This is a genomic window from Algoriphagus sp. Y33, from assembly GCF_014838715.1.
Lineage (GTDB): Bacteria > Bacteroidota > Bacteroidia > Cytophagales > Cyclobacteriaceae > Algoriphagus.
In genome coordinates this window covers 1,632,746-1,658,573 of sequence record NZ_CP061947.1, presented here as the reverse complement: position 1 = coordinate 1,658,573, position 25,828 = coordinate 1,632,746, and the positions used below count along the sequence as shown (strand labels likewise).

General features: G+C 42.0%; 21 protein-coding genes. 3 read left to right on the top strand and 18 right to left on the bottom strand.

Features of this window, described 5'->3' with window-relative positions; genetic code table 11:
- Position 1: 1 nt before the first annotated feature.
- Positions 2-1,348: a Trk system potassium transporter TrkA gene (gene trkA / locus ID165_RS06660; RefSeq protein ID WP_192349585.1), complete on the bottom strand. Its 1,347-nt coding sequence runs from the start codon at positions 1,346-1,348 to the stop codon at positions 2-4.
- A 164-nt stretch (positions 1,349-1,512) separates the two neighbouring features.
- Entirely contained in the window at positions 1,513-2,757 is a 1,245-nt protein-coding gene (rmuC, locus tag ID165_RS06655; RefSeq protein WP_192349584.1) for a DNA recombination protein RmuC, read from the bottom strand.
- A gap of 467 nt (positions 2,758-3,224) precedes the next feature.
- Here rmuC and ID165_RS06650 point away from each other — a divergent pair, with 467 nt between their 5' ends.
- A complete protein-coding gene (locus tag ID165_RS06650) occupies positions 3,225-4,439 on the top strand; it encodes an Nramp family divalent metal transporter (RefSeq protein WP_192349583.1) in 1,215 nt (404 codons plus the stop codon).
- 93 nt (positions 4,440-4,532) lie between these two features.
- Here the strand turns inward: ID165_RS06650 and ID165_RS06645 are convergent, their stop codons facing one another.
- Complete coding sequence (locus ID165_RS06645; RefSeq protein ID WP_225587013.1) at positions 4,533-5,084, bottom strand: GNAT family N-acetyltransferase; 552 nt, start codon at positions 5,082-5,084, stop codon at positions 4,533-4,535.
- A 298-nt stretch (positions 5,085-5,382) separates the two neighbouring features.
- Between ID165_RS06645 and ID165_RS06640 the strand changes: the two genes are divergently transcribed.
- The gene (locus tag ID165_RS06640) at positions 5,383-6,174 is read left to right on the top strand and encodes a hypothetical protein (protein WP_192349582.1); all 792 of its coding nucleotides are present in this window, start codon (positions 5,383-5,385) and stop codon (positions 6,172-6,174) included.
- A gap of 493 nt (positions 6,175-6,667) precedes the next feature.
- Here the strand turns inward: ID165_RS06640 and ID165_RS06635 are convergent, their stop codons facing one another.
- The 15 genes from ID165_RS06635 to holA all read right to left on the bottom strand — a co-directional run bounded on the left by ID165_RS06635 (position 6,668) and on the right by holA (position 24,456).
- On the bottom strand, positions 6,668-7,852 hold the full coding sequence (locus ID165_RS06635) for an MFS transporter (RefSeq protein WP_192349581.1): 1,185 nt from the start codon (positions 7,850-7,852) through the stop codon (positions 6,668-6,670).
- On the bottom strand, positions 7,849-8,868 hold the full coding sequence (gene mgrA, locus ID165_RS06630) for an L-glyceraldehyde 3-phosphate reductase (RefSeq protein ID WP_192349580.1): 1,020 nt from the start codon (positions 8,866-8,868) through the stop codon (positions 7,849-7,851). The genes ID165_RS06635 and mgrA overlap by 4 nt, the downstream gene beginning before the upstream one ends.
- A 23-nt stretch (positions 8,869-8,891) precedes the next feature.
- On the bottom strand, positions 8,892-10,226 hold the full coding sequence (locus tag ID165_RS06625; protein WP_192349579.1) for a YfcC family protein: 1,335 nt from the start codon (positions 10,224-10,226) through the stop codon (positions 8,892-8,894).
- Positions 10,227-11,351 (bottom strand): serine hydrolase, encoded by a 1,125-nt coding sequence (locus ID165_RS06620; RefSeq protein ID WP_192349578.1) that lies wholly within the window; start codon positions 11,349-11,351, stop codon positions 10,227-10,229. It lies immediately after the preceding gene.
- Positions 11,352-11,696: 345 nt separating this feature from the next.
- On the bottom strand, positions 11,697-12,632 hold the full coding sequence (locus ID165_RS06615) for a DUF5996 family protein (RefSeq protein ID WP_192349577.1): 936 nt from the start codon (positions 12,630-12,632) through the stop codon (positions 11,697-11,699).
- A 49-nt stretch (positions 12,633-12,681) separates the two neighbouring features.
- Positions 12,682-13,380, bottom strand: a complete 699-nt coding sequence (locus ID165_RS06610; protein ID WP_192349576.1) for an NAD-dependent deacylase — start codon at positions 13,378-13,380, stop codon at positions 12,682-12,684.
- Between the two features lie 210 nt (positions 13,381-13,590).
- Positions 13,591-14,250 carry a tRNA (guanosine(46)-N7)-methyltransferase TrmB gene (gene trmB, locus ID165_RS06605; protein WP_192349575.1) on the bottom strand — a complete coding sequence of 220 codons (660 nt, stop codon included), beginning with the start codon at positions 14,248-14,250 and terminating at the stop codon, positions 13,591-13,593.
- Positions 14,251-15,648 (bottom strand): folylpolyglutamate synthase/dihydrofolate synthase family protein, encoded by a 1,398-nt coding sequence (locus ID165_RS06600; protein WP_192349574.1) that lies wholly within the window; start codon positions 15,646-15,648, stop codon positions 14,251-14,253.
- A 3-nt stretch (positions 15,649-15,651) separates the two neighbouring features.
- The gene (locus ID165_RS06595; protein ID WP_192349573.1) at positions 15,652-16,608 is read right to left on the bottom strand and encodes an energy transducer TonB; all 957 of its coding nucleotides are present in this window, start codon (positions 16,606-16,608) and stop codon (positions 15,652-15,654) included.
- 6 nt (positions 16,609-16,614) lie between these two features.
- The gene (locus tag ID165_RS06590) at positions 16,615-17,004 is read right to left on the bottom strand and encodes a biopolymer transporter ExbD (RefSeq protein WP_192349572.1); all 390 of its coding nucleotides are present in this window, start codon (positions 17,002-17,004) and stop codon (positions 16,615-16,617) included.
- A gap of 4 nt (positions 17,005-17,008) precedes the next feature.
- Positions 17,009-17,695 (bottom strand): MotA/TolQ/ExbB proton channel family protein, encoded by a 687-nt coding sequence (locus ID165_RS06585; RefSeq protein WP_192349571.1) that lies wholly within the window; start codon positions 17,693-17,695, stop codon positions 17,009-17,011.
- Between the two features lies 1 nt (position 17,696).
- Entirely contained in the window at positions 17,697-18,482 is a 786-nt protein-coding gene (locus ID165_RS06580; RefSeq protein ID WP_192349570.1) for a hypothetical protein, read from the bottom strand.
- A 67-nt stretch (positions 18,483-18,549) separates the two neighbouring features.
- A complete protein-coding gene (locus ID165_RS06575; RefSeq protein WP_192349569.1) occupies positions 18,550-20,265 on the bottom strand; it encodes a TonB-dependent receptor in 1,716 nt (571 codons plus the stop codon).
- A gap of 3 nt (positions 20,266-20,268) precedes the next feature.
- Complete coding sequence (locus tag ID165_RS06570; RefSeq protein WP_192349568.1) at positions 20,269-23,256, bottom strand: tetratricopeptide repeat protein; 2,988 nt, start codon at positions 23,254-23,256, stop codon at positions 20,269-20,271.
- 171 nt (positions 23,257-23,427) lie between these two features.
- Complete coding sequence (gene holA / locus ID165_RS06565) at positions 23,428-24,456, bottom strand: DNA polymerase III subunit delta (RefSeq protein ID WP_192349567.1); 1,029 nt, start codon at positions 24,454-24,456, stop codon at positions 23,428-23,430.
- A 417-nt stretch (positions 24,457-24,873) separates the two neighbouring features.
- Here holA and ID165_RS06560 point away from each other — a divergent pair, with 417 nt between their 5' ends.
- Positions 24,874-25,602 carry a tetratricopeptide repeat protein gene (locus ID165_RS06560; RefSeq protein WP_370539739.1) on the top strand — a complete coding sequence of 243 codons (729 nt, stop codon included), beginning with the start codon at positions 24,874-24,876 and terminating at the stop codon, positions 25,600-25,602.
- Positions 25,603-25,828: the final 226 nt, after the last annotated feature.

Sequence of the window (25,828 nt, the reverse complement as noted above, 5' to 3'; positions counted from 1 at the left end):
CTTAGTGAAACAGTTTTTCGAGTGCGGTCTTGGCCTCGGGCAAAGCCAAAACTATTGCTTTGTCATTCAAATCCAGTTGAAAATCCCCGTCCGGGATAAAAACTTTCTCTCCACGTATCACTCCTGCCACAATAGCAGAATCCGGGAAATGCAATTCTCTCAATGGTTTTTTGACTAAACGGTTATTCTTGCAAACGGAATATTGGATAAACTCAGCATCTACTCCGTAGATACCCGAAACAGCCTCAACAGTTCCCTTTTTCAGAAATCTTGAAATTTCATTTGCAGCTACCAACTTTTTATTGATCAATGAATCTACTCCTATACTGTGTGAAATATGGATATATTCCCGAGTATCCACATGTGCGATGGTTTTATAAACCCCGTGATTTTTGGCTGTCAAACTTGCAATAATATTGGTTTCGGAAGACTCTGTCAGAGCAAGGAATGCATCCATCTGTTCTAAGCCCTCTTCAATCAAAAGTTCTACATTTTTATAATCACCGTTGATCACCAGTGAGCTTTTAAGGTTTTCTGCCAGCCACTTGCACCGCTCTTTATCTTTGTTGATCAATGTCACGCGGAAGTGATCTTCCAACCGGAGCGCTGTGGTCAAAGCCATGTCATCCCCACCGATGATCATTACATTCTTGATTGTATGCTTTACCTGCCCCAACACTTCCATAATGGTCTGGGTGTTTTTCTTATTTGAAATAAAAAAAACGTGATCATTGTTACGGATAATTGTTCCCCCTCGGGGTATAATTGTCTTTTGATCCCGAAGAATCGCAATAATCCTAATATCTTCAAAAATCGGATTGGACTTGGTATCCATGATCCGCTGGTTGACCAAAGGGTTGCTTTGATCCAGCGTGATTCCCACGATATTTAGCTTTCCTCCCTCAAAATCAAAAACCTCCGTAAAACTAGAGTTCTCAATCATATTAAAAATATGCTTGCTACAAAGCATCGTAGGAGATATCAAATTGTCAATACCTAAATTCTGAAAATAGGACAGATTCTCAGAATCCATATAAGAGTGATTTCTCACTCTCGCCATCACGCGCTTTGCTCCAAGTTGCTTCGCCAAAACCGCGGTGACAATGTTGGTTTTCTCTGAGGTAGTGACAGCCAAGACCATGCTCGCTCTATTCACATTAGCCCGCTTGAGAATTTCAAAGGAAGTAGCATCTCCCTGCACAGTCAACACGTCAAGTTTGGACGCTACATAGTCCAGAACTTCCCTGTCCGTATCTATCAGTGTGATGTCCTTATTATCGTAACTTAATTGCTCTGCGAGGTGGTAACCCATATCTCCTGCGCCTGCAATCACAATGTTCATCCCCATAGAGGTAATTCCCGTGATTTTTGAAATGGCAAAAATAGTAGCTTTCTAGATGGTAATCAGCTATTAAGCTATTTCTTTTCCGCCTTACAGGCCAAAGTAACAAAGCTAAAATCTAAAAACTCATTTTTAGGTGAGTTTTTTCAACTGTAATTCCCACATTATCCTTAGTCTTCGAGCAGCTTATTACTCTCCGCTTCCGGGAGCTCCTGTATGTCCTTTAGCTTCCGCTGGATCACCCTCGTCCTCGCTCCCACCAATTTGTCCAACTCGGAATTCGCCTCCGTAAGCTTCTTTTGAGTCTTTTCTATCAGTTCGCCAAACTTTCCAAATTCTGTCTTAATTGCTCCCAAGATCTGCCAAACCTCAGAACTTCTTTTCTGAATAGCCAGCGTTCTAAAACCCATCTGGAGACTGTTCAAAATCGCAGAGAGTGTCGTAGGCCCCGTCACAAGTACTTTATAGTCTTGTTGGATTTGCTGCGAAAGTCCCGGTTCACGGAGAATTTCTGCATAAAGGCTTTCTACCGGAACAAAAAGTATGGCAAAATCCGTCGTGTAAGGCGGATGAATGTATTTGTTCTGAATATCCTGCGCGGCTTTTCTCACTGCTTTATAAAGCTCATTTCTATACATTTCTATCTCCGGCTTAGATGCCACTTCATATGCATCTACCAATCTTAAGAAAGACTCCTGAGGAAATTTAGAATCTATGGGAAGCAAAACAGGTTCACTTTGACCGGGCATCTTGACAGCAAACTCCACACGCTCCCGGTTTCCTTTCCCCACCGCTGCATTCAACACGTATTGGTCAGGAGAAAGCAAATTCTCCAAAATAGCCTGAAGTTGGTATTCCCCCAGCACTCCACGGCTTTTCACATTGGTTAGTACCCGCTTCAAATCCCCTACTCCGTTGGCCAGATTTTGCATTTCACCAAGCCCTTTTTGAACTGCCTGAAGCTGATTGCTGACCATCTCAAAAGATTGACCAAGACGGGTTTCCAGTGTTTTTTGAAGTTTTTCATCGACAGTCTCCCTGATCTTTTCCAATCTCAATTCGGTCGTTTTCATCAAGTCTTCCTGTCTGCGGTTAAGTTCACCGAACTTTTCCCGCTGAAGGGTATTGAAATCCTGAACATTTTGTCTGAATACCTCGCCAAAGGATTTTAGGGCTTCATTTTGATCTTTGGAATTGGCACGGATGCTATTGAACACCAACTGAAATTGGTTAGTCAGGTTTTCATTGGCTTCCTTTCTGGATTGAGCCAGCGCTGATTCCAGTTCTCTGCTCATTCTGGCAAGTTCATTTTGCAGGAAAGCTTTTTCCTGATCATTCCCTTTTTTCAGGAAAAACAAAACCAAAAAACCCACTTGTAAAAAGACAAGCAGTATTAAAATATAATCAGTCGACATAGGTAATCTGTATAGCTCCGTGAAAATAGTCCTTTCATCCTTTTACGCCTAAAGATGAGAGCTATTTAGCGACAGACTCCGTCGGTATTTCTTCCATTGACACATGCACTTGTATGGTCAGAAAAACAATTAATTTAAAGTCTGGAACGGTTTCTTCAAATGGATGGGCATGAACTAAGAAACATCAAGAATCCTTACGTAGCCATTTATTACGTCGATGGCTGTCATTCCGGGGTAGCATATTTCTCTTCACTTTCTTCTACATGGATATCATTTCCAAAAAAGTAACAGTTATACTACAATGGCGAATAATGGTTTACCCGCCAATAATTTTTAAATTAGTTTGATCTAAATCCCAAAAATTGGCTTTTTTGAGTTTCTTTACTCAGTTAGCCAAAAGTGTAAGGTGCGGAAATCAGTTCTTTTCTTCAGGTTAACATAAAAGATGACTAGTGAATCTTAACGCTATGTTTAAAAATCTCGGCCCTGGGCCTATTGTAGCAGCCGCTTTTATTGGCCCGGGTACGGTCACCGTATGTACACTTGCAGGAGTCAATTTTGGATTTTCATTACTGTGGGCTTTGGGATTATCAGTGATTTCCACGGTGGTTCTTCAGGAGATTTCAGGAAGGCTGGGACTAATTACCGGCAAGGATTTGAGTCAGCTCATCCGTAATCAAAAAGGCAATCCAATCTTTCGATATTTTTCCATTGTATTGGTTTTGTTAGCTATAGGATTGGGAAACGCAGCCTACGAATCCGGAAATATATCCGGGACGAATTTAGGAATGCAGATTTTTTGGGAAGCACCTACCTTAACCCTTCCCGGAATTGAAGTCCAGTCCGGCAATCTGATCTTGGGAATTCTGGCCTTTACACTGCTGTGTTGGGGCAATTACAAATCCCTAGAACGGGTGCTTGTGGGGTTGGTGATCTTTATGTCCATAGCTTTCACAGCCACAGCCGTTCTTACCAATCCGGATTGGTCCAAAGTTTTCGCAGGATTTATTCCGACCTGGAATGATGCGAATTTACCTACACTCGTGGCTTTAATCGGAACTACTGTCGTTCCCTACAACCTGTTTCTCTATTCCAGTTTGGCAAAAACCCGTTGGTCAGGGTCTGCGGATCTCCCACGGATGCGGAAAGATATTGTCATTTCTATTGTCTTGGGCGGGATCATATCCATGGGAATAGTGATTGTGGGAGCTGCCAATTCCGGCATTGAAATCAACAGTGCTCTGGATGTCTCCAAAGGATTGGAAGGAATCTTCGGAAGCTTTGCCAAGTACCTTCTGGGCTTTGGGCTGATGGCCGCAGGACTCACCTCCAGTGTCACAGCGCCACTGGCGGCAGGATTGGTAATCTGCGGAATAATGGGTTGGGATCAAGCTATCCATTCCAAAGCCATGAGAGCTTCTATGGGAGTAATCGTCCTCTTAGGCTTAACCTTCGCTTCTCTGGGAATCAAACCTATACAATTGATCACCCTAGCGCAATTAGCCAATGGAGTACTTCTTCCACTGATTAGCGGCTGGATTATCCGGATAGCTTCGCAAAAGTCTATTTTGGGTGGCTTCCGAAATAAACCTTCGTATACTATCATGGCTGTTCTGATCTGGTTGGTTACCTTAGCGTTGGGGTTGAAAAGTATTCTTGCGGTGGCGGGGATTGGTTTTTAGGCAGAATTATTCTCGCGGCGGCGTGACAGCGCATTGCCCAACTTTCCCAAAGTTTAGAACCTTGGGAAAGTTTTATCCCCCAGAAAATTATTATTACTTGCGGATCCCCTCCCACTCCCTGTCCAGCACGCTATAATAGATCGTATCCCGTCGTCGCCCATTTGCAAGCAAAGTGTGGCTTCGGAGTATGCCTTCTTCCACGGCACCAAATTTCAGAAGCGCTTTTCTGGCAGGCATATTCAGCACATCAGTTTTGATTTCTACGCGCTTCAGCTTAAGCGTTTGGAAAGAATACTCAAGCATCAAAAGTTTCATTGCCTGATTGACACCAGTTCCGTGAAACTGACGACCAAGCCAAGTCCAGCCTATTTCTATTCGTTCATCTCTAGGAGAGTAATTCCCGAAAGCTGTACTTCCCACTGCCTGATTTATACTCTTGTCCCAAACCAAAAACTGTAAGCGCTGACCTTTTAACGCAGGCTTTGCCCACTCTCTGAATTCCTCTGGACTACTCAGATCATAGGTAAAATAAGTCCAAAGGCCAGAGTCATTCGTCAATGCCATCAAACTTGAAAAATCATCCTCTGTAACCGTTCGCAACAATACCCTATCGTTTTCTAAAATCAACTTGCGGTCTAACATCATCTATTTTTAAATTCCACAACTAAAATCCACCTTTCATACTAAAAACAGCTTGAAAATACACACTTTTTTTGGCTCTAAGTAACTTGCAAATCTTATTGATATTCATCTGTTTGTTTACCAAAACACTAAGCTTATTGCTCTTGATTTACAAATACAGCATTTTTTTCAATACTTTGTTAAAGTTAGCTTTTAACAGGATATTATCTAAAAAATAAAATTTTCTCTCTTAATTATGGATTTCAACAAAATATTTTTTTAAATTAAACAAAAGCGAAATTAACCCTAAACCCTTATATTCATGAAAAAGCTATTACTTTTCCTAGTTTGTGGGATGCTTTGGGTAAGTAGTCTCAAGGCTCAACAACCGCAGTACATGGTATTCGAATTTGTCAAAGTTGAAAACGATCAACTTTTTGATTATATCGAGTTCAAAGATCTAATGGAGAAAGTGTACCGACAAGCACTAAACGACAAGCGAATCAAAGGCTGGGACTTCTGGTCTCTACAATCCGGCGTAGATCAATCCGACTTCCAATACATCATGGTCACCTATTACAACGATCCCGTGCAGATGATGAATGGTCTTGATGAACAATCGATGATGGAGTACACCAAAATTGCCTACCCGCATCTAAACAGCATCCAGGTGGGCAAATTATTTCAAGAGTCACTCAAAATGCGGGACACACCTATGAGATTGTATATGAAGGAAATCTCTAAGACCAATGATAACTTTCAGATGAAACCAGGCGTACTGGCTTCCTTTGATTTGATGAAAGCATACGAAGGTCAATTTGACACTTACGAAAATGCAGAATCCGAAGTTTTCAAGCCGATTCACCAAAAGTATATTGAACAAGGCATGATGGGGCACTGGAGTTTGTTGAGAACCGCTTTGCCTCTTGGCTCGGAAGCTAAATCCACCCATTTGACAATGAATATTTACAAGGATTATATGCAATTCTTCAACGCACAATCCTATGAAGATATGAATCAGACAGAAGCTCAGCGGAAAGCGGTCAATGAAGGATTAAACTCCCGCGATCAAAAATGGGTTTACCTCGCAACATTGGAAAACGTAGTTCGATAGTCCGGTAGCAACTTACGTGGGGAGGCTTTGAAAGAAGCCTCTTTTTTATTGTTAAACCGAACAACACAACTCCCCTGATCTTATACTAGAAGCGAGATTTTTTAAGCCGCATAGAAACACAGTTTTTTAAGTTCTAGGATCGATAATCAAATTTATCAATTAACCCGAAATATGCATTAGCAATTCTACGCCACGACGTACAAGTTATTGCGGCCATTAATTGCTTCAAAATCAGCCATTAAATTGCCGTTTTCGAGTTCACCATATCCACCGCCGCAGACTCACTCTCCAAACAACCTGATTTTCTTGCAATTAATGTCCTTCCCGATAAAAATCGGGACAGGCTATAACGAACCCTAATGCATAATCCGGGAATAAGGTAAAGTCCAATTTTACTATTCTAGGTATCTATAGGATAGAAAATTGATACACTTGTTTATCTGAATCATCTGTACAATTACAAGGCTACTGATATAAAATTGCCTTCAATTTCTCACATCGCTTCCTTTTTGCTGCCAAAAAATCTAAAAAGCAGAAGCCCCGTCAATGGCCCTATAAATAATAAAGCCAAAACCTGATCAATTGTAAGCCAATATAAAAGATATTGTGCCAATTGAATACTTACGATGGAAATTGCGAATCCTATACAATTAACAAGAGTCAATGCAGTTCCACGATATTCCGGAGAGACACTTTGAGCTACTAATGTAGAAAACTGAGGTGAATCTGCAGCTACCAAAATACCCCAGACCAAAAGCAGTCCTATCCACAGCCAGCTTGGCAATCCAGCAGCAAATACAACCAAAACACAGCATATCCCTGAGCCTGCCAGTGCCAGTTGAGCTACTTTTTTACTACCTATTCTGTTTGCAAAAAAACCTCCCAATACACAGGAAAGTCCTCCTATTGCTATTACGAAAAATGAAAGTAAACTGTCAGTTGAATCCGTTACCCCATTTCCCTTGAAAAGAACAATTAACATCGGAACGAATGCCCAAAAAGTATATCCCTCCCACATATGTCCAAAATATCCGGAAGCAGCACTTTTTAGGGCTTTTATCCTGAAGAGTCTTGGCAAAAGACTAATGTCAAACTTTGAATTGATAGTGCGAAATGGCCCATCATGCACGAAAAAACCAATAATACCCCCTCCAAAAATAGCTAACCCCGACGTAGACCAAAGCACTAGCTTCCATGAGAAACTTAAATCCAAGCCTTTTATAAGGTAGGGAAAAGCTGTTCCCAAGACCAACGCTCCTACCAGAAGCCCCAAGGCAGAGCCAAGCCCTTTTTGAAAATAGTCAGCTGCGATTTTCATTCCTACAGGATAAATTCCTGCAAGGAAAAATCCCACCAGAAACCTACACGCTAAGACTATTGCCAATTGCATAGGAAGAATAACGATCAACAGGTTGGCACAAGCCGCAGAAATAGCGCTAAAAAAGAAAACATCACTGGGCGAAAAGCGATCGGGAATGGCAAAAATGGCAAAAATCAATGTTCCCAGAATAAATCCCAATTGAACCACGGAAGTGATAGTGGCTACAAGACCTGGGCTATTGAGGATCAGACTGAGTTCAGGAGCCACTGCATTCCCAGCAAACCAAAGCGAAGTACCCAGAAATTGAGCGATGACGATCAAAATCAGGGCACATCGGGATGTTAACCGGGCTTTCAAGCTCCGAAGATCCGGCTGATTGCTTCCACTTCTCCCGTGCTGAAAACAGAATTCTTCACCGCCGCGACATTATCGTCCAGCTGCCCAGGCTTGGAAACTCCTACCAACACAGATGTGATTCGCTGATCCTTTAGCAGCCAAGCAATGGCCATCTGTGCCAAGGTCTGGTTTCTACCAATCGCAATATCATTCAGTTTTGATATCATGTCGATCTTTTCATCAGAAATCTGTTCTGCTTTCAGATACCTTCCGTCTTTGGCCGCGCGGGAATCTGCAGGGATTCCTTTCAGATATTTATCCGTGAGCAGTCCTTGTTCCAGCGGAGAGAAGGCAATACTTCCCACTCCTTTTTCGCCCAGTACGTCCATCAGGCCATTTTCTACCCAACGATCAATCATTGAATACCTCGGCTGGTGAATCAACAGTGGGGTACCAAGACCTTCTAATATTTCGTAGGCTTTGGCAGTGTCTTCCGCCGAATACTGGGAGATCCCTACATAAAGTGCTTTGCCCTGTCTTACCAGAAGATCGAGTGCTCCCATAGTTTCCTCTAGAGGAGTATCCGGATCAGGTCTGTGATGATAGAAAATATCAACATAATCAACCCCCATTCGTTTTAGACTTTGGTCACAGCTAGCCACCAGATATTTTTTGGATCCATAATTCCCATAGGGTCCAGGCCACATATCCCATCCCGCTTTGGAAGATATTATCAGTTCATCTCTTAGAGAAGAAAAATCTTTCTTCAACATTCTACCGAAATTCTCCTCAGCAGACCCAAATGGAGGGCCGTAATTATTGGCTAAGTCGAAATGGCAAATCCCGAGATCAAAAGCCCTACGGAGAATAGAACGTCCGAGTGTAAAATCTGCATTGTGCCCGAAATTGTGCCAAAGTCCAAGGCTGATTTCAGGCAAAACCAAGCCGCTCTTTCCGCATCTGCGGTATTTCATCTGATGGTAGCGGTCAGCAGCAGGCAGATAAGGTAAAAGAGGTGAGTGATCGTTAATATCCATTAGTTAAAGGGTTGAGTGTCCAATTAAGCGAACCAAAATAGAGCGATAAAAACTGATATCAAACCTAAAACCATAAGAAGTAACCAACTTTTCCATAAATATGCGATCCAGTCGTCATACTTGATTCCAGCAGCGGCAATCACTGCCATCATGCCACCGTTGGTTGGAGTGACCAGATCCATTAATCCCGCGGCATATTGATAGGTAAGCACTGCAACTTGACGGGATATGCCCAGCAAATCCATTAATGGAACTGCCAACGGCGTGGTCAGTACTGCCTGCCCCGATGTACTGGGAACGGGTATATGAATAATAGCCTGACTTAAATACAGCCCTAGAGCTGCGAATTGTGCCGGCATATGTTCAAGTGGCTCAAACATCCCTTGGATAATAGGGTCGATTATCGCTGTATTCTGTAAAATCAAGTAAACACTACGGGCCAATCCTACAATTATCCCGGCAAATATCATTTCACCAAATCCCTCAGTATATGCTTTTGCAGTACCGTTAAGTCCCAATTTTCCTATTAACCCACAGCTTATACCAACAACAAAAAACAACGCACTCATTTCATTGTAGCCCCAATCTTTATAGATTACTCCCCAAGCCATTACACCTACGCCACTAAAAGTCAGAATTAATATAACTCCATGCCTAAATGAAATTTTTGCAGGTTTCATCGCATGGGTATCGGAATCCTCAACTTTCAGCTTGCCATACTTAATATGATAACTGCACCAGATTACTATTGCCAAAACCAGAAATAGCAATCGATAGGCAAATCCCTCTTCGAAATTCAGCTCGGCAATGCTTTGGGAAAGCAAAGAACCGAAGGGATTGAATGGCGAAAAACTTGCACCTACAAGTGAAGCCCCTAAAGAGATCGCTATGATGGAACGTATACTATAATTGATTTTTTTAGCCAAAATAACTAAAACCGGGGTCAATGCTATAATCTCCTCCTGCATGGCCATGGTACTTCCGCAAAAAGCAAAGACTATCCCAATGAGATATAAAAGCAAAAATTGCTTATTCCTAAAACGGTAGATCAGTGCCTCAATTCCGACTTGTAAAGCGCCTGTTTTTTCCACTACATAGAATGCTCCCCCGATGAGAAGAATCAACGCTACGATGTCTGCACCTAGAATAAAACCTTCAGGAATAGACAAAAGCACCTCGTAGATACTTGCATCCTTATCCTCAATAGGACGAAAACTTCCCGGAACTATTATTTCCCTTCCCGTTTCAGCATCCAGTACCCGCTCAAAGGAACCTGATTGAATGAAGTAGCCTGACAATCCTGCCAGAAGTATAAATCCCAACAGGATGATAATGGGATGTGGGAAGGATAGCTTCATCTATAAATCATTTAATGAGAGGTAAGATATAATCTGAGTAGCAATCTTAATTCTGAAATCCTCCTTATCCTGGGAATTAGAGAATAAGAAAATACCTGTCTCTGCTTCTTTGGAATAGAATAGTAAGCTGGAATATCCTGCCTGCCCACCGTAATGACCTATCCACTCACTATCGTTAATCAGAGTTTTCTGAAAGCCTAACGGCACATCGTTTCTAGCACTCTTAAGCCAGTCAAGTGCTTGATGGTACGCTCCCTTATCACCTCTTAGCAAATGAATCATAGCCTTGCCCATATCTGTGGTAGTCGTGACCAAACCTGAAGAAGGGGAAGGGAGGACTGGAAACTTGACCTGCTTTGACGCAATTCTCTTCCAAATGAAAGTTTTCTGATACCCTTCCACCTCAATTGTACTGCTGTTTGTCAAATAATTAGAATTCGTCATACCTGAAGCCATAAATACGCTGCTATAAATAAGGGAATCAAAATCTAATTTTTCAGATTGACCGAGTACAAAACCCAAGAAATCATAATTAGAATCCGAGTAAGTGTAGCTTATTGTATCATTGAGGTAGTCGGAAGGATCATTCAAAAACTCCTCTCCCCATACATTCAGGACTTGGGATTTTGGTGAAGATAAAATGAGTTCGTAGAAATTTTTGTCCCGAATACCGGATTGGTGAGACAACAGATCTTGGAATCGAATCGTGGCAAGTGAAGAAGAATTAAACTTTTCTCCTAAATCAAGCGAGTGTAAAGAATCATTGGCATCTATGCCCTTATCTTGTAAAATACTTGCCAATCCCAAAGCTGAAAATATTTTCGAAACCGAAGCAACTGGGATTTTACTGGTCACGGTCAGAAGATTTTTGGTTCGGAGATTTTCATACCCAAAAGCGTCCAAATAGAAAGCAGTATCATTCCTGACTATTGCTACTGATACTCCAGGCAAGAAATAGGTGGACATGGCCTGACGCAGTATAGAATCAATCCCTTCTTTTTTAGATGTAACTTTCAAAGTGGGGTTAAGGCGTACTACAGGAAAGCTTTGCCACCACTCCCAAGTTATAAATAGAGCCATCCAGAAAACCAAAACTGCCAGTATGATTTTGATTTTCTTATTCATGGGAAAATTTTAGTCAAGTTGGGTTTGGTATATTATGATAATTCTTCGAAAACAAGGTTTTGCCGCCAAAGACCGGGGAAATCGCATTTAAAATTTTTGTCACCTCCCGATTTCCGGGACAGGTTCTTTGGGATTTAACTGAAACCAAAACCCAATATTTTCTATAGCTATCTCAGAATTTCAGGTTTTTAAATCCCAAAGATCTTGCCGTGCCGGAAAATAATAAGAGTATAGCTTAAAACGTCTTTACGCGGTATAATAACCCCGATGGGGTGGCATTATTTCTATCAAGAAAGTTAAAAGCGGTTTCCCTGTGTCAAAGACTCAGAAATATATGCACTTTGCTTACTTATTATTCAAGTGCGAGAAATCACAATCAAGGTTTTTACGATCCCAATTTCCCGCCTCAGCAGCGGCTTCATAAGTACTTTGCAGAAACTCGATCAGCATCTCACTTGGATCCGGTGATTTACGAACTTCATCATAAGCTAGCATAAACTCTCCCATATCCTTATTCCAGTAAGCTTTATTGGGAGAAACTTCCGCATTCTGAAAACCCGGATAATTGGGATAGCAATACGCATAGAAAACCGGCGTTTTAAAAGCCTCGCTTCCCGGCCAAAACCCCACACTAAACACTTCATGTGAATATGCTTCCTGCATTACCACAGGTGGTATATTTGGAACTTGACCTGAAAATTCCGGTGCTCTATTCCCTGAAAAGCGCGTATAAGCCAAATCAAAAGATCCCCAAAAGAAGTGAATTGGGCTGCTCTTTCCGGTGAATTTGGTTCTAAAAACTCCAAACACATTTTGAATTTGAACCAATACTTTCCATAAACTTTGTGCTGCATTGGCCTGATACATAATTCGGTTTTTGTTCTTTGAAAAAGGTATAGGATCAGGAATCTCATTGGGAATCTCGTTGATCTTCACCTGAATCCCCAAAAAACGCAGCTTCTCCATCAATTGCTCATAGAAACTGGCTACCGTTTGTCCACCCAATGCAAAGCGATCCTGAGTACCATTACTGGTTTTTATTCTCAATTCGTGATGAATGAAATCAAAATGAATATTAAAAACACCTCCATCATAAGGAATACTGCCCGTAGTCAATCCTTGAGTATCCACATACAGCGAGACATGCCAGGAGTGATTCTGCCATGGAGATTTTTTGAGCCGTACTTTCCCCACTATCTGCGTCCACTGGTGTAAGAGATAGATGGTGTCTTTATTCTCCTCGAACTGAAATACCGGCCAAGAGTTCTTTTTGGGTGCCATAAATGAAAATTTATCCTTCAATTTATGGCTTTTCCCTGCTGAACAAAAATTAAATTCCAGACTTTAACACTTTCTCCAAAGTCTTCATTCCAATAGTGGCGTTTTCCCGTATACTGACCACATTTCGTCTGAAATTTATTGTTGGATTTTTTGGATCAATTACATAAATGGTGGTTTCAGTAACAACATCTTCAATTAAACTAGCAGCAGGATAGACCTGAAGGGAAGTCCCGACCACTACGAAAATATCAGCTGAAGCAACGATTTCACTCGCTTTTTCCATCATTGGAACTTGCTCACCAAACCATACGATATAAGGGCGCAGCTGACTTCCTCTCTCGCATCTATCCCCCTCTTTGATTTCCCAATGGTCCAACTCATAAACCAACCGGGGATCCACGGTGCTCTGAGCTTTTTTAAGTTCTCCGTGGAGATGAATAACCCGTGTGGAACCTGCACGCTCATGCAGATCGTCCACGTTTTGCGTGATGATGGATACCTCATATTCCTTCTCCAACTCAGCTAAAATCAGATGTGCCTGATTAGGTTCGCATTCGAGCAATTGCTTTCTCCGTTGATTATAAAAATTCTGGACAAGTCGTCGATTTCGATTCCATCCCTCCGGGGAAGCCACTTCCATTACGTCATGACCTTCCCAAAGCCCTCCGGAATCCCTAAAAGTTTTGATTCCACTCTCTGCAGAGATGCCTGCACCGCTGAGAACTACCAAGTGCTTCTTTTTGCTCATAATTCAATATGATATTTCGTGTATCCAAATGAATGTAGGTTCTAAGGTTCAATGGCAGATTGCTTTTAGTATGCTTCCCGCTGATCTACGCTGAAAAGGATCGCTGATAATCGCAGATTTTTTTAATTGCCATTAACTTAGATTCAACCGAGTCATTAGCCCAAATCTCCGCCGATCTGCGATCATCTGCGGGAAATAAATCAAATAACCTCAAATAAACCTGCATTTAAGGTACTTGATTTTTTCACCCTTGTCAGAAAACATCTTTTCGTAGCGGGTTTGTATCCCAAAGTGGTCATCTTTCCATTCGCTTTGATAGAAATCATGGGTGAAGCCGATTACTTCGATATCTTCCCTACTTTGGAAAAGTTCAAGAGAATAATTGAACAGCTCAGTGTTGTCTGTCTTAAAGTGTAAAAAGCCATCTTTCTCCAACATGGACTTATACATATCCAAAAAGCGCGGTGAGGTTAGTCTTCGCTTTTCATCCCCGTCCCTCGGGAAGGGATCAGGAAATGTAATCCATAGTGCCGAAATTTCATCCGCCGCAAAGTACTTGTCCAGAAGTTCAATCTGTGTCCTAAGGAATGCCACATTGTGAATACCTTCAGCAGTGGCTGTTGAACTTCCCTTCCAGATCCTACTTCCTTTGATATCTACACCTATAAAGTTCTGATTGGGAAAATTACGCGCTAAACCAACAGTGAACTCTCCTCTCCCGCAAGCTAACTCCACGACAATGGGATTTGGATTCTGAAACTGTAGTTCCTTCCAGTTTCCCTTGATTGTTTCAAAAATTGCCTTTCCGGCCTGAATAACATTTGGGTTCGCCTCGTTGTCTTGGAAGCGAACCAGTTTCTTTCTACTCATCTAAAGCTCTTCGATTTCTGCAACTACAAAAGTACTCCCTCCCACAAAAATCAAGTCATCTTTGTCTGCATTTTTTCTAGCAAATGCTAAGGCTTCGTTTACATCCGGAATTACTTCACTTTTCAAATTGAAAAAATGTGCTTTTTCTGCCAATTGAACGGCAGGTAAAGCTCTTGGGAGTTTAGCTTCACAAAAAACATAAGTCGCAGAGCTTGGAAGCATGGAAAGCACCTTGGAAATATCCTTATCCTGAACCATTCCCAATACAAACCAAAGCTTAGAAAACGTATAGGTATCCAATTGGGAAAGTATCTCACTAAAGCCTGCTTCATTATGCCCGGTATCGCAGATGACCGTGGGATGAGAAGAGAGCATCTGCCATCTACCTTTCAAACCGGTAAGTTCGGTGACATTTTTCAATCCTTCCAATACAGCTTCGTCCGGCAAATTCCATCCCATTTTCCGCATTTGAACGATTGATTCCAAAATACCAGGAAGGTTATATTTCTGATAATTTCCGTTCAGCCCGAAAGTCAGTTGGAAAAAAAAACCTTGTAGTGCCCCGGTTTGTGACTTCACAAACCGGTTAAAACCAACTTTAGAATCTAGCGTTTTATCACTTGCTGTCGTGGTCTGTGTCTTCACAGACCATTTTAATTCACCACTAGCTTGAATAGTATAATTCGTCTTTCCATCTTCCTCAGCTTCTTTATAGGCTTTCCAATTTTCATCTGCAAAAGTGATTGGGGCATTCATCTTTTTGGCCTTCTCAATAAAAACGGCACTGGTTTCCTCATGAGTTTCGCTGATCACCACAGGAATATTTCCCTTGATAATTCCTGCTTTTTCTCCCGCAATCAACGGCAAAGTAACCCCAAGAAACTGTACATGATCAAAGCCAATATTAGTGATCAAAGAAAGCTCAGGAGTGATCACATTGGTGCTATCGAAATTCCCACCCATACCTACTTCTACGATAGCAATGTCTACTTCCTTCTGTGCAAAATGCCAGAAAGCCATGCCCACTGTCATCTCAAAAAAACTAGGCTTCAGTTCATCCAGAAAGCTTTTGTTTTCTTCCACGAACTGAACGACTAAGTCAGGACTTATTTCCAGTCCATTAATTCTTATTCTTTCAGTAAAAGACTTGAGATGGGGAGAGGTATAAAGCCCGGTTTTATAGCCTGCACTCTGAAAAATAGCTGCCAGACTGTGGGAGGAACTTCCTTTCCCATTTGTGCCTGCCACATGGATTGACTTGAATTTGTGCTCGGGATTGCCTAGGTGGTCACAGAGCAAAATAGTGCTTCGTAGATCCTTTCTGAAAGCCGAGGCCCCCACCCGCTGGAACATGGGAAGGGAATTAAACAAATAATCCAGCGTCTCCTGGTAATCCATTTCCTAATCTACCTTAACGACAAATGTGATTTTACCGGTAGAAAACTCAGCAGCCGCACCACCTTGTTTTTTAAATGATATCTGGTTTACTACCTGACGATAATAAGCCAGCACATCATTTGAGACATTATATTCCAAAGGAACTGCCTGTACCACTCTTCCCATATCGTCAATGGTGATCTTAAAAACAATTCTACCGTTTCGGGTGGAAACTCTGTCATTGATATTCGGACGCTGAGCAAAGTCCCATCCAGCAAGATCTAAGCTATACCCATCACCTGAATTGGCACCTTTTCCGGAACCTACTCCCATAATGGCTCTTCCATCTACGGTTCCTTTCGGATCGCCTTCATCACCTTTTTCTTTTGACGTTCCCTGAGCTCCGCCGGAGGCAGGTGTAGTTCCTTTTCCCGAAGTCCCTCCTGCACCAAAGATGGCTCTCTGATCAATTTTTGGTTTTTCAGGAGCTTTTTGCACCGTTTCTTTCTCTTCTGCTTTCGCCGGGGTTTCCACAGGCTTTGCAGCTTCTTGCTTTACAGGTTCAGGCTTTTTGGTTTGCTCAGTAGCCTTTTCCTCGCCTCTGATAGGCGATGGTTTGGTAGTTACAGCTTTGTTTACTGATGGTTTGGGTTGTGCGGCAGGCTTAGCTGTCTCTGTTTTCGGGCTTGGTGCCGGAGTGGCTGGCTTACTCACTTCCGGGGCTATTTCTCCGGGAGCGGCTGCTTCTACTACCGGTGTAGGCACTTCTGAGGGAGCGTTAGGGCTATTCCGTTCACCGGAACCAGTCGGTGTAAAACCAAGATTAAGTTCCAGACCGAAGGTAGGCAAAGGCGGAACGGGCTGCTTCCATACCACAATAAAATAGAGCGCAATCAAAAGCAACACGTTGAAGATAATGGTGATTATCCACGATTTTTTCTTGCTTTCGTTCTCTATTTTATCTGCGTTCCAGTATTCCATTTCTTTCTAGAATGGTTTTGTTGCGATAGAAACATTTGCTTCCAATCCTGCTGCAATGCCTCCGATCTCCACCAAATACTCCACTGGGACATCCTTGTCAATATGCAGCACGACCTGACTTTTCTTGTCCTTAAGTAAAGAAGTCAATTCTCCTTTGATTTGTTCCCTTGGGACGATCCTATCATTTACAGAATACTTAAGATCCTTAGTCACTGTAACGGTAACTTCCTGCATCACGATATCTGAAGTTTCGCTCGAAGGTAAATTCACAGGCAATCCCGAAGGGGTAATGAAGGAAGAAGTAAGCATAAAAAAGATTAATAACAGAAATATAATATCTGTCATGGATGACATGCTGAATGCCGGATCAACTTTATTTTTAGCCTGAAGTCCCATAGTATCAATCTTGTAGCAAGTCAATAAATTCTATCGAAGAATATTCCATGTTGTGAACAAGCTTGGACACCTTCGATACCAGAAAATTATATCCCAAGTAAGCAATAATACCTACTACCAATCCTGCAGCAGTAGTGATCATCGCTTCATAAATACCTTCTGATAGTAGCTTCGGTGAGACCATACCCTCTTCTTGAGCTATGGCAATAAAGGCTTGAATCATACCGGCAACAGTTCCCAAGAAACCAATCATTGGAGCTGCACCGGATACTGTAGCGAGAAGATTCAAGTTTTTCTCCAACTTATAAATCTCTATTTTGCCTACATTTTCGATAGCTACTTCTATATTTTTTAATGGAGACCCTATGCGCTCAATTCCTTTAGCAATCATATTGGCAACAGGAGTATGCTCACCTGCACAGAGGATTTTTGCTTTTTCCGTTTGACCACTCTGAACCAGTACTTTTACCTGATCCATCAGATGTGCTGAGGTTTTAGAGGCTTTATTGAGCGTAAGTAAACGCTCTACAAAGATAAAAATCGCCAGAATAAACAATAGGTAAAGCGGAACCATCATGTAGCCGCCTTTGATCAAAAGATCCAGAAGACCAATAGTGTCCTTGGTGGCACCCATCGCCAGGCTGTCTGCTGCAGAAAGAGTATCTGTAGAGAGCGTTTGAAGTAAAATCATATTAATATTTCAAAATCCATAAATCCTCTGAGTACTGGTCTTTGACCCGAGCCAGCTCTTCATTGATAGCCGTCCAGCCTTCTGAAGTCCCTATAGCCAAACGATAATTAGTAACATCTTCGTATGGCAAAATCAAGTAAACGGTCTCAGCCCTGTTTGTATACTTGGAAACTTCCTTCAAAGCCATAGCCTCATTGGGAAGACTTCCTACTATAATATAGAATTGAGGACGTTCAGCTTTTTCCGTTACCCTCACCAAAGTTCCAGACTCCTTAGGTACAATAGTTGTACCGGTTTGGGCCGATTCAGAAGCGGGTAAAGCAGAACTCATAGAATCCAACTCTTCATACTGATTATCAATCTCTTTCATTTCTTCGCTTACGATAGAATTGACAGCCCCATTATCATCATTCTCGCTAGCCAAATCTTCCGCAGATTCTGAAACAAGCTCAGCCGAAAGAGAGGTTGGAACTACAGACTTATTCATTTGCCAAACAATCACTCCAACTACAGCCAGTGCCAAAACCGCAGCAATCCATATCCAAGAATTGTTGGATTTCTTTTTCTCAATTTTATATTCAGATCCAAGGTTCTTTACGGGTTGAGCCATAGGAGATTTTGCTTCCTGTATGGTTCTCTTCTTAATTTCCGATACGTCTATAGGACCTACTTTTCCCACCTCTTTCTTCGGAACTTCTGCCTGTGCCAAAGGGACAACTTCCACATAGGGAAGCCCGTAATCTTTAGGATCAGTCCAGTGCCTATTATCTGTGATTTTACCGGTCATTGTTTTCAGGGAATGTTACGAAACTAAATGAATTGAGTCTAAACCCCAACCCAAAGCTTCAATCATCTTAGAATTTAAAGGACGCTCCTCCGACAAACTGGATTCCTCTTACGGGATAATTCAGCCAACGCATATTTTTACCGTTCAGGATATTATTGCCTTCGGCAAAAATCGAGATCCGATCAGTGATCCCATAATCCGCTTTCAACTGCAAATCAGCGATTGTCTTCAATTTAACCACATCGTAAGGCCCCGAATCTGATGTGTCACTCAAGTCAGCCCCACGGGCTTTTATCCCTCCCATCAAATTCAAATTTGCCTGCACGATCAATCGCTCAATTGGAGTTACCTGATTATTGACTCTCAATTCCCAGATGGGTCTATTCCAAGGTTCAACTTGCGTGCCCAGATCGTACTGATACAGATCCAGTCTTCCATTGAGAGAATAAATATCAGAAAATTTGTACCCAAGTTCTGCATTGATATTATAAACCGTGGTCTTATCATCATATACTAGGCTAAACCTTGCTGAATCGGATGTTACCAGATTGTTTGAGTAATTATTCACAAAGAAATGCATCTGATTATAGCGACTCACATTGACTGCTCCTCTATAACTGAATGCACCTTGAAACTGGCCTTCGATACCTGCTTCGATTTTGTAATTCTGAACCGTATTGAGCAATTGCTCACTTGGTCCCAAAAAAGGATTTTCATTCACAAAACTGTAGTAGGTATTTCGCTGTACATCTCCGGATAATTCGGCGAAAAAGCCAAACTCTTCAGCGAACCGGTAATTAGCTTTCAGCACGGGAAACACATGAAAATCACTTGATTTATTCTCCAGTGAATCATTCTCAGAAACAAGGTTTACTCCTGCTGTGAAATTAAACGCCTCGTACTTGTATGAAATCGTAGGACGGATAGCAAAATACGTCCTCTTCAACGAATAATTCACATCTTCAGGACTGGTGGAAAAATAAGACAAACCTACCTTCCCAGCCCAATCATCAGTAGGCCTGAAGGTTCCACTTGCTGCTACCCCGATCTGGTTCTCCTTGACCATATAGCTATCTGTGAAGTTCCTAAAACTCAATTGGCCTTCGTAGGAAAAAGGGCCTACCTTTTCAAGTTCCCGAATACCTGCTTTCACCTCAACGGCTTGAAGCACATTTCCGTCAAACCCTACAAACCGACCATTTTCATCCGTAAGTTGATTGGGATCCTGCCCATAGAACTGATAACTATCCTGATTCCAACTGAGCCCACCGAACACTTCGAAAAAGTCTGTAAAGTAACTGCCATCAAATCCTAAATCAGTATGGGATTCCTTGGACTCTTCTTGCAACACAGGACCTTTTCCAAAACTCTGGTGATTGAGCTGGAATGAGTAATTGAAATCGGCGATATCCGTCCCCATGTATCTGGCCTCCAACAGCGGAGAAGAAAAATTTCCGTAGCCAGCACGTATGTAGCCTGGATATAAATCCAAACGTTTAGGTGTATAAACTTTCTGGGAAGGTTCAGCTTTCAGATCCAAAGGTTTAAGATTCAAAGGATAGCTTGTCACCAAGTAATTATATTCACTTAAACCCGTCGGTTTCGGCAATACTGGTAATTTTTCATACATTCTTGGCTGAACAGGCACAGTGAGTACCCGGTCTTTACGGATCACAAATTCCTGATCAGTCACTGCGCCTCTTTGCTGGGTCTGTGCCATGCCCCATCCGGATGTCAAACCGATAATTCCTGTCAAAAGGATAGTTTTCGCTAGCTTTTTCATGGTTTAATTAAGCGTTTGAAGTTTGGATTGAGCCATTTCTTTGATTTCAGCATTTGTAGAATTTTCTACTATAGATTCCAAGGTTGCTTTCGCCTGAAACTCCTCCCCGCTCTTCACATAATTATCCGCCAGCAGCAAAAAGATTCTTCCATACCAATAATCATAATTGACAAATGGACCCGACTGATCAAATATTAACTCGTTGGATTCTGTCACTTCACCCTTTTCCTGTAAAGCGAATGCCAATAAATAAAGCCCTTCAGCCCCCTGCTCTGTCTTGTAATCGTTCACCAAAGCCGTCAACGTCAATTCAGACAGTGGCTTCTGATTCAATTCACGCTGAGATTTTGCTTTGATAAGCAAAGCTTTGGGAGACGTTTCAGGGATCACTCCGTCCAGCTTGGATAAGCGCTCTGCCTGTGTAATTGCCTGTTGGTAGTTCTTCGTTTCAAAGTTGGCAACCATCAATCCCTGAATAGCCTCTGCTTCCTCAGGCTTGCTACGGGCATTTTGAACAGAAGTCTCCAAGTATGGAATTGCCTGCGCATAGTTTCCTCTTTCCAATTCTATCATACCCAGTTTCTGCATAGCACGGATTCGCTGAGGAGAAGCAGGCTCTCTTTCTAGAGTCTTGAACTGTGCCAATGCCTTATCAGTATCGCCAAGCTGCATATAGCTGTCTCCCAAGAAATACAGTGCATCAGCCCGCTGAGCTGATTGAGGATAGCTTTTCAGATAATTTTCGAAGCTTCTAACTGCCTGTGAATAATTTTTGTCGAAAAACGCTCCTTTTGCTGCTTCAAATTCAAGAGACTGTACACTTCCATTACTTGGATTAGCCCCTTTGTATTTGCTTAGATAGTCAGAAAACTCGCCTGATCTTCCCTGAAGAGCGAGCGTTTCCTGAAGTCCTTTTAGCGCAGTTTCTGCGTTTTGGGCATTTGGGTGATTATTCAAGATCGTACTGTAATCTTGGATGGTCTGCTCGTAATTCTGAAGTGAAAAATTTGCCACGGCTCTACCTTCCAAAGCATAGGGCACAAATGGACTATTTGGTTTAGTGCTCAGCAAATCAGTGAAAGAAACAGAGGCTGCCTTGTAGCTGGTCTCCTCCATATAGATCTGTCCACGCTGATAAAGCGCATCTTCCAAATACAAACTGCCCGGATAGCGGGAAATCAACACATCCAACTGTCCCAAGGCTTCCTGATTCCTAGACTGAAAATTCTGTACTACTGCCAATCGATAGTAAGCATAATCCGCTCCCGAATTCCCTTCATTGATCGCCCGCTGAAAAGTAGTGGCTGCTTCTCCAAATCTCTTCTGTACGTAGTGACAATCCCCCAATCTCAAAATCGCATCGTCGTATTGCTGCTTGTTGGCAATAATCTGTCTGTTCTCTGTGAATTTTCTGAACTGCTCCTCAGCTTTTGAATATTGCTGCGAGTTGAAATAAGCATAGCCAAGTCCATAATGGGTTTTGGCGACTGTGCCGTTTGCACCGGATGGACGCTGATTAATCACCGATTCGTAGGATTTAATTGCCTGGGGCAAATTATCTGCTGCAGAATTGATCTCTCCTTTCCAGAAGTGAGAATCCAAAACCATACCTTTATCTACCGGATATTGCAGTGATTTATCAAGGTAAGCCAGTGCTGGATTCCACTTTTGATCGCGGTAATAAACCATCGCCTGATAAAAAGCTACTTTCTGATAAGCTTCCCGGATTCGCGGAGATTTATTGGATATCTTATCCATCTGCTCTATGGCCCGGAGGTAATCGTTGGTATTTACAAGTGCTTCTGAGAGTAAATTCTCAGCTTCAGTCCTATATTTTCCAGAAGGATAGTTAGCTACATATTCATCCAAAGCGGTGATCGCAGATTGGAAACTGCCTTTCTGGAGATTTACTTTGGCATAGTTGAATATGGATTCTTCCTTAATCGCCATGTTAAAATCAGATTTGGCTGCTGACTGAAAACTTGTAGAAGCAAATTGATAATTTTCAAGCTTAAGGTATGCCTGGGCAAGATAGTAACTGGAAGCCTGTCCTATTTCATCAGTCGCCGATGCAGATACTTTCAGGTAATCGGTAGCCCGTTGATAGTTTTTGATTTCAAACTGAGCGATCCCGGCTTTATAGATTTCCTCTCTCCCTAACTCCCCCTTGCGGGAGTTGATGAAAGCATCGTAGTTTTCAGCAGCTTTAGGGAAGTTCTTTTTGGCATAATATGCCTCAGCTAAGTACAAATAAATTATTTCTTTTTTCTCTAGATTTTGCCCACTTGTCAGTTTCGGTTCGGCAAAGCTGATCAGTTGATCATAATTTCCCTGCTTGTAGTAAAGAGCTGCCAATAGATATGGAACCTTATCTGCATAGTAGGGGGATTGGGATGCAGTCTGAAGATCTGAAATGGCTTTGGAAGTGTTGCCATTTTCCATTGCAATGAAGCCGCTATAATAATAAGAATCAAAACTCGCCTGCTGGTTTAGCGCTTTACCCGCATCGAAAAAAGTTGCGGCTTGAGCATATTGGTTCATCTGAAAATGGGCATATCCCTGCTTGAACAACACTTCGGCCTGATCAGCCGCAGGCAACTTCTTTGCGTCGACCAATTCGTAGCTCTCTATTGCCTCCGCAAAATTTCTTTTGAAGAAAAAATGATCTCCCAGATACAAACCCGCAGTAGTCACGGAAGGATCATTTCCATGGTCATAAATATACTTTTTCATTAAGCCGGCACCATCGGGGCTTTCCAGCTGCAGTGCTGCCATAGCCCTGTTCAATTCCGCCGCTTTTGCCTGCCCTGAATTTACAGACTCTTCCAGAAGTCTTGTATTGTCATAGATACTTGCAGAAAAAAGCTGCTTGTCAAAAAGAGCCAGATTGTGATCTAGCTTCTGTTGGGGACTGGTCTGATAGAGGGTAGATTGAGAATATGCCTCTAAACTAAGTCCAAGGCCCGCCAGGAGCACAAGGTGATATTTCATGTGTCTATAATTTGTCTTTCAGCGGTCATTACCTGTCCCGGAAATCGGGATTCCCCGGCTGCAGGCAGGCGGGTCGCTTGATTAATAATCATCCCACTCGGTGATAACTTAGGTACGGGATCATGCCTTTCTGCCTTCGACAAGCTCGATTTCATAAAGTGGATTAGGTAATCAATGCAAAATCTTGTAAACAAGCTCTCGGAGGTTTTCTGCTTCGCTCAGACTTCCGGAGTCAACTCCCTTGAAACGAAGATCAGCCTCTTTGATGTATCCGAACACATCAATTACCTTGCCCAAATTATAGTTTCTGGACGCTACCATGTATTCTTTGACTACAAATGGAGGCAACCCCAAAAGACTAGCCAGCTGCTGCTCGTTTGCTCCAGATTTTTTCGCCTGATGGATCAAAGCAATTCTGGTAAAGTAGTTGAACATCAACGAAAACATGGGAATCACAGGGTTTGCCTTGGGATTCTGGATGAAATAATGGATTATCTGATTTGCTTTCACCACATCTTTGAAACCAATTGCTTTCAGGAATTCAAAATTATTGTAATCCTTATTGATGCCTATGTACTTAGAAATATGCTCAGAAGTAATTTTCGTCGGTTCCCGAAAATTGATAAGCATTTTACCTATTTCATTTGAAAGCACTTCCAGATTATTTCCGATAGAATCAGATAAAAGCTGAGCTGCACGTGAATCTATTGAATGCTCAGTCTCCTTAATAAACCCCTCTATCCAATCAGTAAGCTTGTAATCTTTAACCTTCTCGGAGCGCACATAAACCGTTTTCTTATCCAACTCTTTATAAAGGGCACTTCTTCCGTCCAGCTTTTTGTATTTATGGGCGAAAACCAAAATGGTACTTGGAAGGGGATTTTGCACGTAGCTGATAAGGAGTTTTTGCATATCCTCTTTTCCCAAATCTGTGAGACTTTGGGCTTCTTTGACTATCACCACCTGCCGGTCGGCCATCATTGGGAATTTCCTCGCATTATTGAGAATCAGACCTACATTTGAATCTTTTCCATACAGGATTACTTGATTAAACCCACGCTCATGTTCGGCTATTGCATTTTTCTCTATGAAATCCGTGATCTGATCAATAAAGAAAGGTTCCTCCCCATCCAAAAAGTATATGGGAGCAAACTTTTTAGCTTTCAGATCCTTAAGTACAGCTTGTGGTTGTTGGGGCATAATTCTAGGTAATCTCAGACCTTAAAGATAACAGGCCTATTCATTTGCCTGCAAAAACAGGGGAAAGATTCTTTGTTAAACTATTCTGGTCTTAACTTTGTCTTTGTAAGAGTAACAGCTTTTATCGACCGGTCAGGAGACGTCATTATTAAAAGTCCAAGTCTGAAGACCTTGAACTAGCCTTAAGAAAAAATTTGAGCCCTCTGCGTTAACCTCCGTACACTTTGCGGTTACTAAAACAGGGGTTCACCTAAAGATGTTGTAAAACGTCATGCTTAATAAACCCTATCTGTAGATTGCGTGTCCCGGCAAAAGTGAAAACTAAAACAGAACTAGCAATCATTACCCACATAAACTTGTGGTTAAAATATGCACAGCGTCCCTTTGCGTGACCTTTGTGGTTAAAAAAAATAGATTATGAGCTTCGAAAAAGGAATTGAATTATATAAATCAGGGAAATTTGAGGAGGCTTTGGCCATTTTTGATGAATTGGTAAAAGCTACTCCAAACCATACGCAGCTGCATCTTAATCGTGGCAGAATACTTTCCAGACTTGGGAGAACAGGGGAAGCCTTGGTAGAGTTTGACTTGATTACATCGCTGGAACCATACAATACAGATTTTATCTCTGACAGGGCGGTGGTCTTGCACCTGCTCGCGAGAAATGAAGAAGCCCTTACTGAGCTAGACCGTGCGGCAAATCTGGATCCAAAAAATCCTTACCGCTACAGCAGCCGGGCATATTTAAAAGATCGAATCGGCGACCTGAAGGGCGCAATTGTAGATTATCAGAAAGCCATTGAGCTGGATCCCGAAGATGCAGTCTCACACAATAATATGGGACTTGTGGAGGAGAAACTAGGTTACAAGGAAAAATCAAAGAAAAGTTTCGAGAAGGCCGATGATCTAGTGGGCTATAAGCCAAAAGAAACATCTACACCAAGTCCAAAACCATCTGAAGAAGGTTCTGACTTACCTAAAGTTGGTCAAAAATCAATTGAAAAACCTACAGCCCCAGCTCAAAAGAACGAAATGTCATTTAACCATTTCTTAAATACGTTGGGTTCTATGTTCACAAATGCAAAGACACGTAAAGAATTTGCTGATTATTTAAAAGGGGTGTTTGGCAAAAAAAAGAGTGAGTAAAAACTTAAGAAATCATAGTTTAAACAATACTTTTTGGTCTTGGGCAGTCTGAAGCCTGCATTATACTAGTGTCATGCCAATGCTTAAATGACGGGTAAGGCGGTAGGGTATTTTGGACTAGATCAAGGCACGAAAAACGAGCATAGCCGTAGCTATTTGAGGCTTTTTGTAACGCAAAGATAGTCCAAAAGACACCCCGGATTACTCGTTGGTTTAGGCTTGACAC